Origin of the sequence: Pseudomonas sp. Irchel s3h9 (assembly GCF_900187475.1) — a bacterium.
GTDB lineage: Bacteria > Pseudomonadota > Gammaproteobacteria > Pseudomonadales > Pseudomonadaceae > Aquipseudomonas > Aquipseudomonas neuropathica.
Genome location: NZ_FYDH01000024.1, coordinates 1 through 15,402, shown reverse-complemented (window position 1 = coordinate 15,402; position 15,402 = coordinate 1). Strand labels below are relative to the sequence as shown.

General features: G+C 59.9%; 14 protein-coding genes and 3 pseudogenes. 8 read left to right on the top strand and 9 right to left on the bottom strand.

From position 1 onward, the window contains the following. Positions 1 to 300: 300 nt before the first annotated feature. Both CKW26_RS28310 and CKW26_RS28305 read left to right on the top strand, forming a co-directional pair. Positions 301 to 1,260 (top strand): nucleoside-specific channel-forming protein Tsx, encoded by a 960-nt coding sequence (locus CKW26_RS28310; protein ID WP_095051001.1) that lies wholly within the window; start codon positions 301 to 303, stop codon positions 1,258 to 1,260. A gap of 15 nt (positions 1,261 to 1,275) precedes the next feature. Beyond that, the gene (locus CKW26_RS28305) at positions 1,276 to 2,298 is read left to right on the top strand and encodes a purine nucleoside permease (protein WP_095051000.1); all 1,023 of its coding nucleotides are present in this window, start codon (positions 1,276 to 1,278) and stop codon (positions 2,296 to 2,298) included. A 138-nt stretch (positions 2,299 to 2,436) separates the two neighbouring features. Here the strand turns inward: CKW26_RS28305 and CKW26_RS28300 are convergent, their stop codons facing one another. The 3 genes from CKW26_RS28300 to CKW26_RS28290 all read right to left on the bottom strand — a co-directional run bounded on the left by CKW26_RS28300 (position 2,437) and on the right by CKW26_RS28290 (position 4,607). Next, complete coding sequence (locus tag CKW26_RS28300) at positions 2,437 to 3,393, bottom strand: zinc-binding alcohol dehydrogenase family protein (protein ID WP_095050999.1); 957 nt, start codon at positions 3,391 to 3,393, stop codon at positions 2,437 to 2,439. Between the two features lie 30 nt (positions 3,394 to 3,423). After that, a complete protein-coding gene (locus tag CKW26_RS28295) occupies positions 3,424 to 3,597 on the bottom strand; it encodes a DUF1427 family protein (protein ID WP_007969534.1) in 174 nt (57 codons plus the stop codon). Positions 3,598 to 3,833: 236 nt separating this feature from the next. Continuing rightward, the gene (locus tag CKW26_RS28290) at positions 3,834 to 4,607 is read right to left on the bottom strand and encodes a helix-turn-helix domain-containing protein (RefSeq protein ID WP_095050998.1); all 774 of its coding nucleotides are present in this window, start codon (positions 4,605 to 4,607) and stop codon (positions 3,834 to 3,836) included. Positions 4,608 to 4,743: 136 nt separating this feature from the next. Here CKW26_RS28290 and CKW26_RS28285 point away from each other — a divergent pair, with 136 nt between their 5' ends. Together CKW26_RS28285 and CKW26_RS28280 are read left to right on the top strand one after the other, a co-directional pair. Next, on the top strand, positions 4,744 to 4,971 hold the full coding sequence (locus tag CKW26_RS28285) for a DUF6555 family protein (protein ID WP_093433873.1): 228 nt from the start codon (positions 4,744 to 4,746) through the stop codon (positions 4,969 to 4,971). Positions 4,972 to 5,010: 39 nt separating this feature from the next. After that, positions 5,011 to 5,283: a hypothetical protein gene (locus tag CKW26_RS28280; RefSeq protein WP_095050997.1), complete on the top strand. Its 273-nt coding sequence runs from the start codon at positions 5,011 to 5,013 to the stop codon at positions 5,281 to 5,283. A 25-nt stretch (positions 5,284 to 5,308) separates the two neighbouring features. On the opposite strand, the gene CKW26_RS28275 is transcribed toward CKW26_RS28280, so the two are convergent. The 3 genes from CKW26_RS28275 to CKW26_RS28265 form a co-directional block, all read right to left on the bottom strand. Next, positions 5,309 to 5,473, bottom strand: coding sequence for a metallothionein (locus tag CKW26_RS28275; protein WP_077573617.1), 165 nt, complete (start codon positions 5,471 to 5,473; stop codon positions 5,309 to 5,311). Positions 5,474 to 6,733: 1,260 nt separating this feature from the next. After that, positions 6,734 to 7,186 (bottom strand): DMT family transporter, encoded by a 453-nt coding sequence (locus CKW26_RS28270; protein ID WP_093433867.1) that lies wholly within the window; start codon positions 7,184 to 7,186, stop codon positions 6,734 to 6,736. 3 nt (positions 7,187 to 7,189) lie between these two features. Next, the gene (locus CKW26_RS28265) at positions 7,190 to 7,675 is read right to left on the bottom strand and encodes a DMT family transporter (protein WP_095051024.1); all 486 of its coding nucleotides are present in this window, start codon (positions 7,673 to 7,675) and stop codon (positions 7,190 to 7,192) included. A gap of 111 nt (positions 7,676 to 7,786) precedes the next feature. Here CKW26_RS28265 and CKW26_RS28260 point away from each other — a divergent pair, with 111 nt between their 5' ends. Continuing rightward, the gene (locus CKW26_RS28260) at positions 7,787 to 8,722 is read left to right on the top strand and encodes a LysR family transcriptional regulator (RefSeq protein WP_095050996.1); all 936 of its coding nucleotides are present in this window, start codon (positions 7,787 to 7,789) and stop codon (positions 8,720 to 8,722) included. 206 nt (positions 8,723 to 8,928) lie between these two features. Here CKW26_RS28260 and CKW26_RS30625 read toward each other — a convergent pair. From CKW26_RS30625 to CKW26_RS28245, 3 genes and pseudogenes are all read right to left on the bottom strand, one after another. Next, positions 8,929 to 9,522 (bottom strand): annotated as a pseudogene (locus tag CKW26_RS30625) (methyl-accepting chemotaxis protein); the annotation flags it as partial. A 312-nt stretch (positions 9,523 to 9,834) separates the two neighbouring features. After that, positions 9,835 to 10,611, bottom strand: a pseudogene (locus tag CKW26_RS30620) (cache domain-containing protein); the annotation flags it as partial. 203 nt (positions 10,612 to 10,814) lie between these two features. Further along, the gene (locus CKW26_RS28245; RefSeq protein ID WP_095050993.1) at positions 10,815 to 12,131 is read right to left on the bottom strand and encodes a Na+/H+ antiporter family protein; all 1,317 of its coding nucleotides are present in this window, start codon (positions 12,129 to 12,131) and stop codon (positions 10,815 to 10,817) included. Positions 12,132 to 12,297: 166 nt separating this feature from the next. Here CKW26_RS28245 and CKW26_RS30615 point away from each other — a divergent pair. The 3 genes and pseudogenes from CKW26_RS30615 to CKW26_RS28230 all read left to right on the top strand — a co-directional run. Beyond that, positions 12,298 to 13,806, top strand: a pseudogene (locus tag CKW26_RS30615) (HAMP domain-containing protein); the annotation flags it as partial. A gap of 102 nt (positions 13,807 to 13,908) precedes the next feature. Then, positions 13,909 to 14,664, top strand: a complete 756-nt coding sequence (locus tag CKW26_RS30610) for a methyl-accepting chemotaxis protein (protein ID WP_371857720.1) — start codon at positions 13,909 to 13,911, stop codon at positions 14,662 to 14,664. 590 nt (positions 14,665 to 15,254) lie between these two features. Continuing rightward, positions 15,255 to 15,402, top strand: a 148-nt coding sequence (locus CKW26_RS28230) for a transposase (RefSeq protein WP_141231873.1), incomplete at its 3' end; no start/stop codon positions are given.

The following is a 15,402-nucleotide window of genomic DNA, read 5'->3' as shown; positions in this document are numbered from 1 at the left end:
TTCAGCCTGTCGCAGAACCTGTAGGAGTGAGCCTGCTCGCGATGGCGGTGTGTCAGTCAGCCCACGTTTTATTGATAAACCGCTATCGCGAGCAGGCTCACTCCTACAGGGGTTTTGCGGTGAGCAGGCATACCTGATCAGTCCGTCAGTTAAATTTGCGAATTCATCGATATTTCAGAGCATTGAGAAAACTGGTACGCCTTGTGCAAACGTTTGCGTAACGTCAATACCAACGTTTTCGTAACAAAACCGTACAAGCCCACGGAACACGGGCCTCGATCCGCAAAAAAAGGACTTTGAATGCCCATCGCATGCCCTTTTCGCGCACCGTTTGCGCGCACGCTCGCTGTTTCCCTGCTACTGACCGGCGTTACCGGACTTCTCAGCCACAGCGTTCTGGCGCAACCGGCGCCAGCCGAAGAATCCGCTCAGGGCGAAGCCCTCAGCCCGGAAGCCAGTCCGCCGAAAAAAGGCGCCTACCTGTCGGACTGGTACAACCAGGACCTGATGCTGATCGGCAGCAAAGACATCAGCTTCGGCCCGCAACCGGCCGACGATATCTATCTGGAATACGAGTACTTCGGCCGCAAAGGCCCGTTCGAGTTGTACGGCTACATCGACATTCCGAAGATCTTCAACATTGGCAACAGCCACGACAAAGGCGTGTGGGATCACGGCTCACCAGTGTTTATGGAGCACGAACCGCGCATTTCCATCGACTACCTCGCCGGCCGCAGCCTGGCCATCGGCCCGTTCAAGGAATGGTATGTGGCGTTCGACTGGATCTATGACCACGGCAGCCGCAAAGAGAACCGCGCCAACACCCTCTACAGCGGTTTCGGCACCGACATCGACACCCATTCGCGGGTCAATCTGTCGGCCAACCTCTACGGTCGCTATCAGTGGGAAAACTACGGCGCGAGCAACGAATATTCCTGGGACGGCTACCGTGCACAGCTCAAGTACATCGTGCCGATCGATAAATTCAGCAACGGCGCCTCATTGACCTACATCGGCTTCACCAACTTCGATTTCGGCTCGGACATCCATAAGGACAACCCCGCGCGCACCGCCAATGCGACGGTGGCGACCAACGTCCTGCTCTACTCGTTCACGCACTTGCGCTTCACCCTGGTCGGCCGTTATTTCCACAACGGCGGCAACTGGGAAGACGGTAGCGAGCTGAATTTTGGCGACGGTAATTTCCGCGCGCGTTCCAACGGCTGGGGTTACTACGCCGGCGTCGGTTATCAGTTCTGAATCAAGGAGTTTTCCATGCAAGCAATGATGCGTTTGACCCTGGCCGGTGCGGCCGTGCTCTCCTCCACCGCGTGGGCCGCCGAAGCACCGATGCAACCGAAAGTCGTGCTGATCACCATGTTCGCCCCCGAGGCGCAGCATTGGATCGATCGCCTGGAACTGAAGCAGGAAATCCGCGTGCCGGGCCTGTCCGCCGAGTACCCGAGCATCCGCTGCAACACCCAGCAGGTGTGCCTGCTGACCACCGGCATGGGCCAGACCAACGCCGCCGCCTCGACCCTGGCCTTGGCCTTGTCGCCGAAATTCGACCTGCGCAAAAGTTACTTCCTGATCGCCGGTATCGCCGGCGTCAGCCCGAAACACGGGACTATCGGCACCGCCGCGTGGGCGCATTATCTGGTGGAGTTCGGCACGCAATGGGAGATCGATTCGCGCGATGCGCCGTCGAGTTGGCCGACCGGCTACCTGGGCATCAACACCAAAGGCCCGAACGAAAAACCACCGTTGGACTACAAGACCGAAGTCTTTGAACTCAACCCGAAACTGCAGGCCAAGGCGTTCGCCCTGAGCCACAAGGTTGAGCTGAGCGAAAGCAAGGAATCCGCCGCGTGGCGCCTGAAATACCCGTCGGCCCCGGCCAATCAACCACCGGTGGTGACCCGTTGCGACACACTGGCCGGCAACACCTGGTTCTCCGGCACGCGCTTGAGCGAACGGGCCGAGGTCTGGACCAAGTTGTTGACCGATAACAAGGGCGAATACTGCACGACGCAGCAGGAAGACAACTCGACCTATGAGGCCTTGCTGCGTGCCGGTCGTGAAGGTCTGGTCGACGTGCAACGTCTGGCTGTGGTGCGTGCCGGCTCCGACTTTGACCGTCCTGAGCCGGGCGGCAGTGAAGTGGATAACCTGCTCAAGTACGCCGATCAGGGCGGCTTCGTACCGGCGCTGGAAAACCTCTATCGCGCGGGGAATCCGCTGGTGCAGGACATACTGAAAAACTGGTCGGCGTGGGAAAACGGCGTCCCCGCCTCTTAAGAACACCGAAAATCCCTGTGGGAGCTGGCTTGCCAGCGATGGCGGCGGAACAGGCAAAGAAGAAGTTGCCTGAACTGACGCTATCGCTGGCAAGCCAGCTCCCACAGTTTGCTAGGTGTCAAGGAGATCTAAGGTGTATCAGGGGATAAGGATGATCTTGTCACCGCTGCCCTGATTCACATCGGCGTAGCGCGCCAGGCCTTCGGCCAACGGCGCCTCGACCAACCCTTGCGGCAACGGCAACAACCCTTCATCAAAGAACCGCCCGAACTGCTCGAGCATCGCCGCACACGCTTCAACGCCATACAACAACGAATTGATCCCGACCACCGAACCGCCCTTGCGATACAAGGCCAGCGCCGGTAATTGCACATGCCCATCCACCGGCGCGGCGATGATCGCGATCCGGCCGAAGGTGGCCAATGCCGCCACCGACGCTGGCAACCAGAAACCGGTGGTGTCGAAGATCACATCGGCGCCGCCGCGATACACCGCGTTGACTTGCGCACCGAGGTCTTCGGGTTTATCCAGCTGAATCGTCTGATAACCCTGCGCCTGCAACTCCGCCACCTGCTCCGGGCGCCGCGCGGCTGCCAGCAACTGCGCGCCGCGCACTTTTGCCAGCGCCAATGCCGCCGTGGCCACCGCACCGCCACCGATCACCAGCAAACGTGTTTCAGCCGTTACCAGACTGCGTTCCAAAGCATCCCACGCCGTCGTGTACGGCACGCCGAGGCTGGCGGCTTGGGTGTAACTCAGATGCGAAGGTTTGTGCGCCACACCATTGGCCGGCAGTTTGACGAACTGCGCATGGGAGCCGTCGGCAAAAAAGCCCAGCTCACGACCAGTGCCCCAGACTTCCTGACCGATCAAGGCCTGCGGGCCTTCGACAACGACACCGGCAAAATCCCGACCGGGAATCCGTGGCAGCGTGGTGTAGGGGAAACGACCCAGGACGTTTTTCACATCGCTGGGATTCAGCCCGGCAGCCTTGATCTGCACCAGCACTTCGTCAGCGCCGGGTACCGGGGTCGGCACCTCGACGTAACGCAGGGCAGACAGATCGCCGGTTTTATCGAATTGCAGTGCTTTCATGGGGACATCCACCGAAGGAAAAGAGGGATTTCAGGACAGCCAGCCCGCGACCAGTTGCCGGCCCATCGGCCACAACTGCTCACCGGCCAACATGCCGAGTAAACCGACCAGCGCGATAGCCGGTGGCGCCGGAGAACGGAAATCCAGCGCGCCGTACAACAGACCGACGCCCAGACCGATGGCTAGCGAAATCAGGTAATTCATGGGGAGGAACTCCGCCCGTGGAAAGGAATGGGCAAAGTTTAGGGAGTCGGCGAGGTTGGCATCGGCCAAGGACTTCTGAATTTCGGACAAACCAACCACAGTCACCACAAAACCCTGTGGGAGCTGGCTTGCCAGCGATGAGGCCTGTACATCCGACATCCTCATCGGCTGACACACCGCTATCGCTGGCAAGCCAGCTCCCACAAGGTTCTGTGTAGGTTCAGGATATAGCGTCGTTACAGAGTGAATTGCGAAGGGGCGACGCCCAGTTCGCGACGAAACATGTCGCTGAAGCTACTGGGTGAATAGCCGAGCTCCCGGGCAATCACACTCACCGCCACGCCCTGAATCAGTTCCGCCACCGCCGTCGCCAGTTGCACCTGCCGCCGCCACTCGGCGAAGCCCATGCCGAGGCCGTCCTTGAACAACCGCGCCAGCGTGCGCACGCTGGCCCCGGCATTTGCCGCGTGCTGCTCGAACGGAATCTCCAGCGACGGCGCTGCCATTACCGCTTGGCACAGGTTCATCAAACGCCGATCGGAATCATCCGGCATCGGGATCTTCAACTGTGAACGCCTAGCGCGTTTCAGTTCCAGCAAGGCCAGCCCGACCAACGCCTCGTAGTAGGCCGGTTCACCGCTGTCGCCCTGCTCCACCAGCCCGACAATCAACTCGCGCAACAAACCACCGACCTCGATCACCTGCACCGTCTGATCCAGCGTCGCCGCCAGCGCCGGACGCAGGTAGATATTGCGCATCTGCAAATCCGACACCACCCGAATCCCGTGCGGCACCCCCGGCGGCAACCACACCGCGCGCTGCGGCGGCACCACCAGCGCCTCGTGCGGGGTCTCGACCCACATCACCCCGCTCATCGCATACAGCAACTGACCCCAGACATGCTCATGCGGCTCGATAAACAAGCCGCGCGGATACGTGCGTGCGAGCGGTTGCACGGGCACATCGGTATCGCTGAGATCGGGCGGTGCGGCAAGGGCCATGGCGAGCATTCATTGGGGTTGGCGGGGAAACCATGGTAACCAGTGCGCCACGGCGTCGCCAACGATAGAGACCGTCGGACAATCCGAATGAATTTTCCCGGTGCGCCGCGATCCCTCTAATACTACAGGGAGGAATACGGGCTTTATGAACAACGCAAAACTCTATGTCATCGAATACACCCTCCACGGCACGCCCAAGTCCTTCATTATCCGCTCGGACAAGATGGACAATGTCGAGGCGTGGCACTGGGCGAGCTGCGACGCCGGCGTCGGTCGCATCCCGCGCTTTGGCCGTGAGAAGGTGCAGAAGACCAGCAAGCCGATGGCAGAAAAATTCGGCGTGGAAAACGTCGTGTGGCGACCGACCAGCTAAGCTCAGCCTGGTGATCGGCATCATTCGGGGGAATGCACCATGACCAACATCAACAGCCCGGCACATCTGGACTATGGCCTTGATACGTTGTTCGGGCGTATCACCAAAAGCGTGGACTGCCGCGTTGGGCTGGAGGCGGTCGTAGATGATCCGTTTCGCTTCGCGTTGCGAGTGCCGGCACCGCTGCCGGAAGACCTTGATCAGGCGAAAACCGTCGTGGTCAGGGTTGAGGGGCGAAGGCTGCAGGGCACGGTGCGGCATACCGAACGGATGGACGATGAAAGTCTGAAACTGGAAGTGGAGCCTGATTAGGCTCCACTTTTTTATGCGTCGTTCGTCATCCGTGGGCGCATTTACAGCCCTTGGTTGAACACTCTTCGCCACTCTTGTGGTGGTGAGCGCAGGCTTCACAGCAATAGTGTTTGCCGTGGACGGCGTAGGCATGATCGCCTTCCTTGATCGTGCATTTGCAGTTGGGGCAGTCGCATTTTCTATCGGGCATGGGACAGACTCCTTGGGTGGGGGTTGTCTGGGGCTTGAAGGGCAAGCCCTAACACCCAGTGTAGGAGCTGCGGCAGGCTGCGATCTTTTGATTTTGTTTGGGATTGGGATTGGGGGCATATCCGTTGCTGCGGGTGTTGCCGCTGGCGGTTTCGCTCTTACAGCGACTCACTTTTCCAGACGCCGAAAAGTAAGCAAAAGGCTTTGCCCCTGGCGTACGGCACTTCGCTGAGGCTCAGTGTTCCCTCGCTACGGTGTCCATCCGGGGGCATCGCCTACGGTTTGCTTCGCTGCACCTCCTTTCGATGTGTGCGGCTTCGCCGCACGGCGCTGCGCGCCTACCCCCGGATGAACACCTCCGCTCGGCCTGCCGATGGGGCAAAAGATCAAAAGCCGAAACAAGATCAAAAGCTAGATCAAGAGCCCCTCACCCTAGCCCTCTCCCGGAGGGAGAGGGGACTGATTGAGGTGTTTGGGAGAGCTACGCCGACGTGCGATACCGCGCTGAACTCAGGCTCTGAAAAGCAAACAAATCGGCCCATCACCCTCAAAGAAAAAGAGGGACTAACTGAGGTATTTGAGAGAGCTACGCCGACTTGCGATACCGCGTTGAACTCAGATTCTGAAAGGCTCACAAATCAGCCCCCTATCCCTGAAGGAGAGAGGACTGATCGAGATGATTGAGCGAGCTACGCCGACTTGCGATACCGCGTTGAACTCAGATTTTGAAAAGCCCACAAATCGGCTCCCTCTCCCTGAAGGAGAGAGGACTGATCGAGATGATTGAGCGAGCTACGCCGACTTGCGATACCGCGTTGAACTCAGATTTTGAAAAGCCCACAAATCGGCTCCCTCTCCCTCGGGAGAGGGCTGGGGTGAGGGGCAGCCCCACCACAGAATCAAAGCCGAACACGCTGTTGCTCCTCACCACTCAACAGGATGAGCGTTAGCTCGGCTGCAGCTTTTGATCTGTAAAGCGACGTCGGAAGGCTGAGTGGAGGGATTGATCCGGGCGTGGGAGCGCAGCGACCGTTTGGCGCAGCCAAACACAGCGGGAGTAGGTGCAGCGAAGCAAACCGGAGACGCTGCGCCCGGATCGATCCCGCAGCGAAGGAACCCCGAGCCCCAGCGAGTGGGCCGCACGTAGGAGCAAGCGTTTTTTTGCTTACTTTTTTTAGGCGTTTGTAAAAAAAGTGAGTCGCCGTAAGGGCGAAACCCTAAGCAGCCGTTACCGCAGCAACGGATATGTACCCAACCCAGGTCACCCAGCCTGACGCGAACTCCGATACATAAACACCAAAGCCAACCCCAAACACCCCATCGCCAAAATCCGACTGGAAGAAAGCTCAATCGCCGGATTCCCCAGCCAGCCAAAATTATCAATCAACATCCCCATGCCCAACTGCCCGACAATCACAGCCACCGTCGCCACAGCCGTCCCCACCACCGGCACCGCCCCGACCATCACCATCATGTAGACCACACCAAACAGCGCCCCGGTCAACTGCCACTTCGGCACATCCAAAAGACTCACCGCATGCGCCGGCTCAAAAAACAAAATCAACAACCCGGTCGACACCGCACCCACAACGAACGTCAGCAAACTACTGCGCAACACCCCGACGCTCTCACCCAAACGCCCATTGATCGCCGCCTGCACACTCAACACCGCACCGGCCAACACCACCACCGCCAACAAAATAACCAGACTCATCACTCACCCCCGCGCAATCAAAACAAGTGCCGCCACAATCAACCCCAACGCCAGCCAGCGCTCAGCATTGACCTTCTTGCGCGTCGCGCCGAACCAGCCGAAATGGTCGATCAACACACTCTTGCCGACCTGCCCGGACAGAATCGCGATCATGGTCATGGCGATACCGATATGCGGCGTGGCCAACGTCAGCACCACCACATACATCGGCCCCAGAAAACCACCAATCAACTGCCAACGCGGCAGATCCGTTAGTGCCGGGCCTTTTTGCGGACCGGCGAACAACAGCAGTAAAAACAGAATCGCCGAGCCGACACCAAAGATGCTCAAGGTCGCCCACAGATGCCCGACCTGCACGCCCAAAGGACCGAGCAACCCCGCCTCCACCGACAAGCCCATGCCCGCGAGAATCACCAGCGGCAGCAGCAACAAGCGCAACCCTGATTTCGTCGCCGGTGCGCTGACGCTCACCTCATCCAACGTCTGCATAAACAACATTCCACTCAAGTAAACGATGGCGCGGATTATCGGCTGGCGCCGTTGTGCGATAAATGGGAGCATCCGGACAACACTTTTGCGTAATTCGCACAGCAGGATGATATGCACGGGCTTAACGAACTCGGATTCAAAGCGCTAAGGCTGTTTGTGGCGGTGCTCGATCACGGCAGCTTTTCCGAAGTCGCCCGTCGGGAAGGCGTGGCACCCTCCTCGATCTCCCGGCAGATCCAGTTGATGGAGCAGGCGCTCAATCAGCAATTGCTCTATCGCCACACCCGAGCGGTGACGCCAACCGAAGCCGGGCGCATGCTCGGTCACCATGCGCGGCTGGTGCTGGTGCAACTGGAGGAAGCCGAACAGGCGCTGCAGGAACAGCAAAGCGAACCCACCGGCCTGGTGCGCATCAACGCCCCGGTAGTATTCGGTCAGCGGCATCTGACGCCGTGGCTGGGGAAGTTGTGCGCGCGATATCCGAAGCTGCAACTGGATATCCAGCAGACCGACCATTACGTCGACCCGTTGCAGGAAGGCGCTGACCTGCTGTTTCGCATCGGCCCGCTGCACGACTCAAGCATGCAGGCACGGATTCTCGCGCCGCATCGCTTTCAGGTCGCGGCCAGCCCGGCGTATCTAAAGCGCCACGGCACGCCGCAGAAACCTGAAGATCTGGCGCAACACCATTGCCTCGCCTACAAAGGCGCGGCCGGCCAGCAGCGCTGGTTTTTCCGCCGCGATGGCGAAGACTGGACGCCGTACTCGGTGAAAGGCCCGATCACCGGCAACCACGCCGACACCCTCACCCAAGCCGCCGAACAAGGCCTGGGGCTGGTGATGTTTCCGTCATGGCTGATTGGCGAAGCAGTGCGCGACGGCACGCTGGTGCCGGTGCTGGGGGAGTATCAGGTGTCGAACAGCCTTGAGCCGCAGCAGATTGCGGTGTTGTGGCCGGGGAGCCGCAGGTTGTCGGTGAAGGTGCGCACGGTGATTGATTTCTTTGTCGAATGTTTTGGTGAAGTGCCCTATTGGGATCGTCCCTGAAAACTGAAATCAAAAGCCCCTCACCCTAGCCCTCTCCCGGAGGGAGAGGGGACTGACCGAGGTGTCTCGCGTCATCCATCGACCGGAAAGATTCAGTCGATTATGGATTCAGTAAAGCTGTTTCAGGTCGGCGTAGTTCCATAGCATCCCCCAATCAGTCCCCTCTCCCTCCGGGAGAGGGTTAGGGTGAGGGGCTTTTCAGGCTGTCAGATCCGGAACTGCCCGACCAGTTTGCCCAGGCGCTGCCCCAGCTCCGCCAAACTACGCGAAGTCTGCGCACCCAACTGCGTCTCATCGGCCACGCTGTCCACCGCCACCGCAATCTGATGCACGCTGCGGTTGATCTCCTCCGCCACCGCCGTCTGCTCTTCCGCCGCACTGGCAATCTGCGCGTTCATCGAGTTGATCGTCGCAATCAACGATGCCATCGCGTCGAGCGAAGCACCGGCCTGATTGGCCTGCTGTGAGGTGCCGTCACCCGCCTCACTGGAACGACGCATGGCTTCAACCGCTTGCTGCGTACCCGCCTGCAAACGATCGATCATCCCCTGAATTTCCTGCGTGCTGATCTGCGTGCGACTGGCCAATGCCCGCACCTCATCCGCCACCACGGCAAAACCACGCCCAGCCTCACCGGCCCGCGCCGCTTCAATCGCGGCGTTGAGCGCCAGCAGGTTGGTCTGCTCGGCGATCGAACGAATCACCCCGAGCACGCCGACAATCGACGTCACGTCTTGCTGCAGGCTGTCGAGCGACACGCCGCTGCTGCGGATGTCATCGACCAGCGCATGGATCTGCTTGATGCTGCCAGCCACCACGCGTTTGGCGCTCTGGCCTTCTTCGTCGGTCTGCTGAGCAGCGACAGCGGCGTTCTGCGCGCTCTTTGCCACTTCCTGTGCGGCGGCGGACATTTCATTGATCGCCGTGGCAACCTGATCGGTCTCATGGCGCTGACGCTCCATCGCCTGATCCGAGCGCTGTGCCTGATCCGACACCTGCGTCACCAGACCGGTCAGCTGCGTGGTCATCTCGGTGATCTGCCGCACCAGACCATGAATCTTGTCGACGAAACGGTTGAACGAGCCCGCCAGTTCGCCAAGTTCATCCTGGCTGGTGATGTTCAAGCGACGCGTAAGGTCGCCCTCACCCGCTGCAATGTCGTCGAGGTTGGCTTTCATCAGGGTCAACGGACGCAAAATGGTATTGGCCAGCAGCATCCCTGCCGCCGCGATCACCAACAGCACCACCACCGCGACGCCGACGATGCTCAGCACCACGCCTTGCATACGTTCCTGCACCTGCGCTTCGACCAGTGCCACTTGCGCTTCGATGCCGTCGAGGTTGACCGACGTACCGACGGCCATGTCCCACTTCGCCAGGTATTCGGTGTAACCGAGCTTTGGCACCAGCACGTTGGCGTTGCCCGGCAGTGGCGAGCTGTATTGCAGATAGTGGGTGCCGTCCTTCGCCACTTTCACCAACCCGAGATTGACGTAAACGCCATTCGGGTCGCGGTTGTCCTTGAAGCTTTTGCCCACGCCTTCGGGGTCGTTGGCTTTGAACAGGCGCACGGTCTCGGAGTCGTAGCCGAAGAAGTAGCCGTCCTTGCCGTAGCGAATGCCCGAGAGCAGTTTGATCGCCTGCGCCCGCGCCTCAACGTCACCCGGCGCGGCCGCGTCGTACAGCGGTTTGATCGTGGTCATGGCCACGGCGACGTAGCTTTGCAGAGTGGCTTTGGCATCGCCGAGCAGGCGCTCGCGGGTCTGTTCGACCTCTTTGTGCGCCTGTTCCTGGAGGATGAACAGCGTGGTCAGGCTGATGACCAGGGCAAAGAGCAACACCGGGAGAACGGCGAGGGAGAGGACTTTAGCCTTGAGGCTCAGGCGCATTGTGGGGGCTCACTCTTTTGGTTTTATTGGCGTGGTTAAAGGCTTTAACGGCACGCGCAAGCAAAAGTTGAGCTTCGGTATGAGGATCGTTCCCACGCTCTGCGTGGGAATGCAGCCCCGGACGCTCCGCGTCCAACAACGTGACGCAGAGCGTCACAAGAGGCATTCCCACGCAGAGCGTGGGAACGATCACCGGAGAGGGTTCAGAGGACCATCGCGGCCACCCAGCCGAACGCCAGCAACGGCAGGTTGTAGTGCAGGAACGTTGGCACGACGGTGTCCCAGATGTGGTGATGCTGGCCGTCGATGTTCAGGCCGGAGGTCGGGCCGAGGGTCGAATCCGACGCTGGCGAACCGGCGTCGCCCAAAGCACCGGCGGTGCCGACGATGCAGACAATGGCGATCGGGCTGAAGCCCAGTTGCACGCACAGCGGTACGAAAATCGCCGCCAGAATCGGCACTGTGGAAAACGACGAACCGATGCCCATGGTCACCAGCAACCCGACCAGCAGCATCAATAGTGCACCGATGCCCTTGCTGTGATTGATCCACGATGCCGAGGATTCAACCAGCGTCTGCACTTCGCCAGTGGCCTTCATCACCTCGGCAAACCCGGAGGCGGCGATCATGATGAAGCCGATCATCGCCATCATCTTCATGCCCTCGGTGAAGAGGTCATCGGTCTCGCGCCATTTCACAATGCCCGACACCGAGAAGATCAGGAAACCGACCAGCGCCCCGATAATCATCGAGTCCAGCAGCAGTTGCACGATGAACGCAGCAGCAATCGCCACACCGGCAATCATCAGGCTCAGCGGGTTGTACTGCACCGCCACTTGCTCGACCTGCTCGATCTTCGCCAGGTCGTATACGCGCCGCTTGCGATAGGTGATGAACGCCATCGCCAGGCCGAAGACCATGCCCAGCGCCGGAATGCCCATGGCGTGGGTGACATTGATACCGCTGATGTCGACACCGCTACGGGCAACGTTGGCCAGCAGGATTTCATTGAGGAAGATGTTGCCGAAGCCCACTGGCAGGAACATGTACGGCGTGATCAAACCGAATGTCATGACACAGGCGATCAAGCGGCGGTCGAGTTGCAGCTTGGTCAGCACATAGAGCAGCGGCGGCACCAAGAGCGGAATGAACGCAATGTGGATCGGCAGAATGTTCTGCGAGGCAATCGCCACTACCCACAACAGGCCAATCAGCAGCCATTTGACGCTGCCACCGCCGGTCGAGTGCTGGCGATCGACCATTGCCAGCGCCTTATCGGCCAGCGCATGAGCCAGGCCGGACTTGGCAATCGCCACGGCGAAAGCGCCGAGCAAGGCGTAGGACAACGCCACGGTCGCGCCGCCGCCCAGGCCGCTGTTGAACGCCTTGAGCGTGGCGTCGATGCCCAGACCACCGGTCAGGCCGCCGACCAGCGCGCCGACGATCAAGGCGATCACTACGTGCACGCGGGACAGGCTGAGGATCAGCATGATGCCGACTGCCGCTATGACTGCGTTCATTTCACTTCCTCGAAAAACACTGCGATGGAAAACACATCGCCAGACAGGATGAGTCCGCCAACGGAATACCGGCGGATTTGCAAAGAGGGTCTTATTAGAAGGGCGCGCACTGTGCCGCAGCGAACTTCCCTTGTCAAAGCCAACACCGCCTCCAGTGATCGTTCCCATGCTCTGCGTGGGAACGCCTCACTGGACGCTCTGCGTCCGCTTTGGGACGCGGCGCGTCCCGGGCTGCATTCCTTTGCTGCGCGTGGGAACGATCAAGAACAGGGTTTCCAGCCTCCGCATGCGGCAATTGGTCATATTGTGTTTCAAGGATAAAGAAAGCCGAAACGCGGCCGTTACAGTGCAAAGTCTCAGATATTTATCGAATAAGGACGTCTCCATGTCGCTCAGACAACTTTCCATCCAATGGAAAATCACCCTGCTCGCCGGCCTCTGCCTGGCCGGTATCGTGACCCTGTTGGTAGGTCTTTCGCTGTATCGCATGGAGCACAGTTCTGAACTGGTGAAAGCTTCGAGCATGGAAATGCTCACCGAGTCGGCGCAAGCGCGCATCGAATCGCAAGGGGAAGTGCAGGCGGCCGGCATTCGCCAGCAGTTCATGGACGCCTATCAGTACGGTCACGGCTTCTCGCGGCAGGTACTGTTTCTGCGCGAGCAGGCCGAGAAGCGGTTCCTCGATGCCTTCGACCTGCGCGAAGACATGACCCGTCAGGTCAAATCCGCGCTGCAAGCCAACCCTGACCTGCTCGGCCTGTCGCTGGTATTCGAAGCCAACGCGCTGGACGGTAAGGACGAACTGTTTGCCGGTCAGGCTGAACTCGGCAGCAACGACAAGGGCCGTTTCGCCCTGTACTGGTCGCAACCGACCCCGGGCAAAGTCACCTCCATGGCCCTGCCGGAAAGCGACATGGCCGACACCAGCACCGGCCCCAGCGGTCAAGCGGCCAACGCCTGGTTCACCTGCCCGCGCGCCACACTCAAGCCGTGTGTAATCGAACCGTACTTCTACGTGATCGACGGGCAAAACGTGCTGATGACCAGCATCGTCTTCCCGCTGATGGTCAACGGCAAAGTCATCGCCTCGCTGTCGGTCGACATCAACCTCAACAGCCTGCAAGCGATCAGTCAGGCCGCGAGCAAAAAGCTCTATGACGGCCAGACCGCCGTGAGCATTATCAGCCCCGCCGGCCTCCTCGCCGGTTACAGCCGGGATGCCGGCAAACTCAGCCAGCGTCTGGATGCCGTCGACAAGATCAGCGGCGCCGAACTGCTGAGCAAACTGGCTTCCAGCACCAGCGTCAGCAGCCTGCACAGCAACGGCCAGTTGAAAGTGCTGTCGCCGTTCCAGCCGATTCCCGGCGGCCCTTCGTGGGGCGTGCTGCTGGATGTACCGGAAAAAGTTCTGGTCAGCCGCGCCGAAGCGCTCAAGCAACAGCTGGACGCGAGCAATAATTCCGGCACGTTGATCGAACTGAGCCTCGGCGTGCTGGCGGCGTTGATCGGCCTGCTGCTGGTGTGGCTGATGGCGCGCAGCGTGACCAAGCCGATCCTCGGCGTGGCGCACATGCTGGAAGACATCGCCAGCGGCGAAGGCGATCTGACCCGCCGTCTGGCCTACGACAAAAAGGACGAACTCGGTCAGTTGGCCGGTTGGTTCAACAAGTTCCTCGACAAGTTGCAGCCGATCATCGCCGAGGTGAAACGCTCGGTGCAGGATGCGCGCAACACCGCCGACCAGTCCTCGGCCATCGCCACTCAGACTAGTGCTGGCATGGAACAGCAATACCGTCAGGTCGATCAGGTCGCCACCGCGTCCCACGAGATGAGCGCCACTGCACAAGACGTCGCCCGTAGCGCGGCACAAGCTGCCGAGGCGGCCAAGGATGCTGATCGCGCTACCCGTCAGGGCCTGACCGTGATCGATCGCACCACGGCGAGCATCGACACCCTCGCCGCCGACATGAGTGCGGCGATGGTGCAAGTCGAAGGGCTGGCGGCCAACAGCGAGAAGATCGGCGCGGTACTGGAAACCATTCGCGCCATCGCCGAGCAGACCAACCTGCTCGCGCTCAACGCCGCGATCGAAGCGGCGCGTGCTGGTGAAGCCGGACGTGGTTTTGCCGTGGTCGCCGATGAAGTCCGCAACCTCGCCCGCCGCACGCAAGAGTCGGTGGAAGAAACCCGTCAGGTGATCGAGCAACTGCAAACCGGCACGCAGGATGTAGTCGGTTCGATGGGCAACAGCCACCGTCAAGCTCAGGGCAGTGTCGAACAAGTCGGCCAGGCGGTGACTGCGCTGCGTCAGATCGGCGATGCGGTGACGGTGATCAGCGACATGAACCTGCAGATCGCCAGCGCCGCTGAAGAGCAAAGTGCGGTGGCGGAAGAGATCAATAACAACGTGGCGACGATCCGCGATGTGACAGAGTCGTTGTCCGGGCAGGCGAATGAGTCGGCGCGGGTGAGCCAGTCGCTCAATAGCCTGGCGAATCAGCAGCAGAGTTTGATGGATCAGTTTCGCGTTTGATTCGCAGGTTGTGGGGTGTCAGTGGGATTCCCCCCTCACCCCAGCCCTCTCCCCCCAAGGGGGGCGAGGGGGAAAGGGAGCCGATCTTCATGTCATTCAAAACCTGAGTTCGGCTCGGTATTTCAGATCACGGAAGGCTTTCAAAACCTGAGTTCGACTCGATATCTCCGGTCCAGGGAAGGCTTTCAAAACCTGAGTTCGACCCGATATCTCCGGTCCAGGGAAGGCTTTCAAAACCTGAGTTCGACCCGATATCTCCGGTCCAGGGAAGGCTTTCAAAACCTGAGTTCGACTCGATATCTCCGGTCCAGTGAAGGCTTTCAAAACCTGAGTTCGACCCGATATCTCCGGTCCCGGGAAGGCTTTCAAAACCTGAGTTCGGCTCGATATCTCCGGTCCCGGGAAGGCTTTCGGAACCTGAGTTCGGCTCGGTATCTCACGTCGGTGTACCTCGAACAAACACCTCGGTCAGTCCCCTCTCCCTCTGGGAGAGGGTTAGGGTGAGGGGCTTTTAGAGGCTCACTGATCTGGCTTAATGATTCTGGACACCCCTAAAGGGCGTTAATCTACGCCCAACGACGAGGTGTGATTTGACCAGACGATATTTTTCGACAGATTTCAAACGGGATGCGGCTTGCCTGGTTTTGGATAAAGACTATTCGGTGAGTGAAGCCTGCGAAGCAATGGGCGTGGGCCCTACAGCTCTGCGTCGCTGGGTTGAGCAACTGCGTGCGGAGC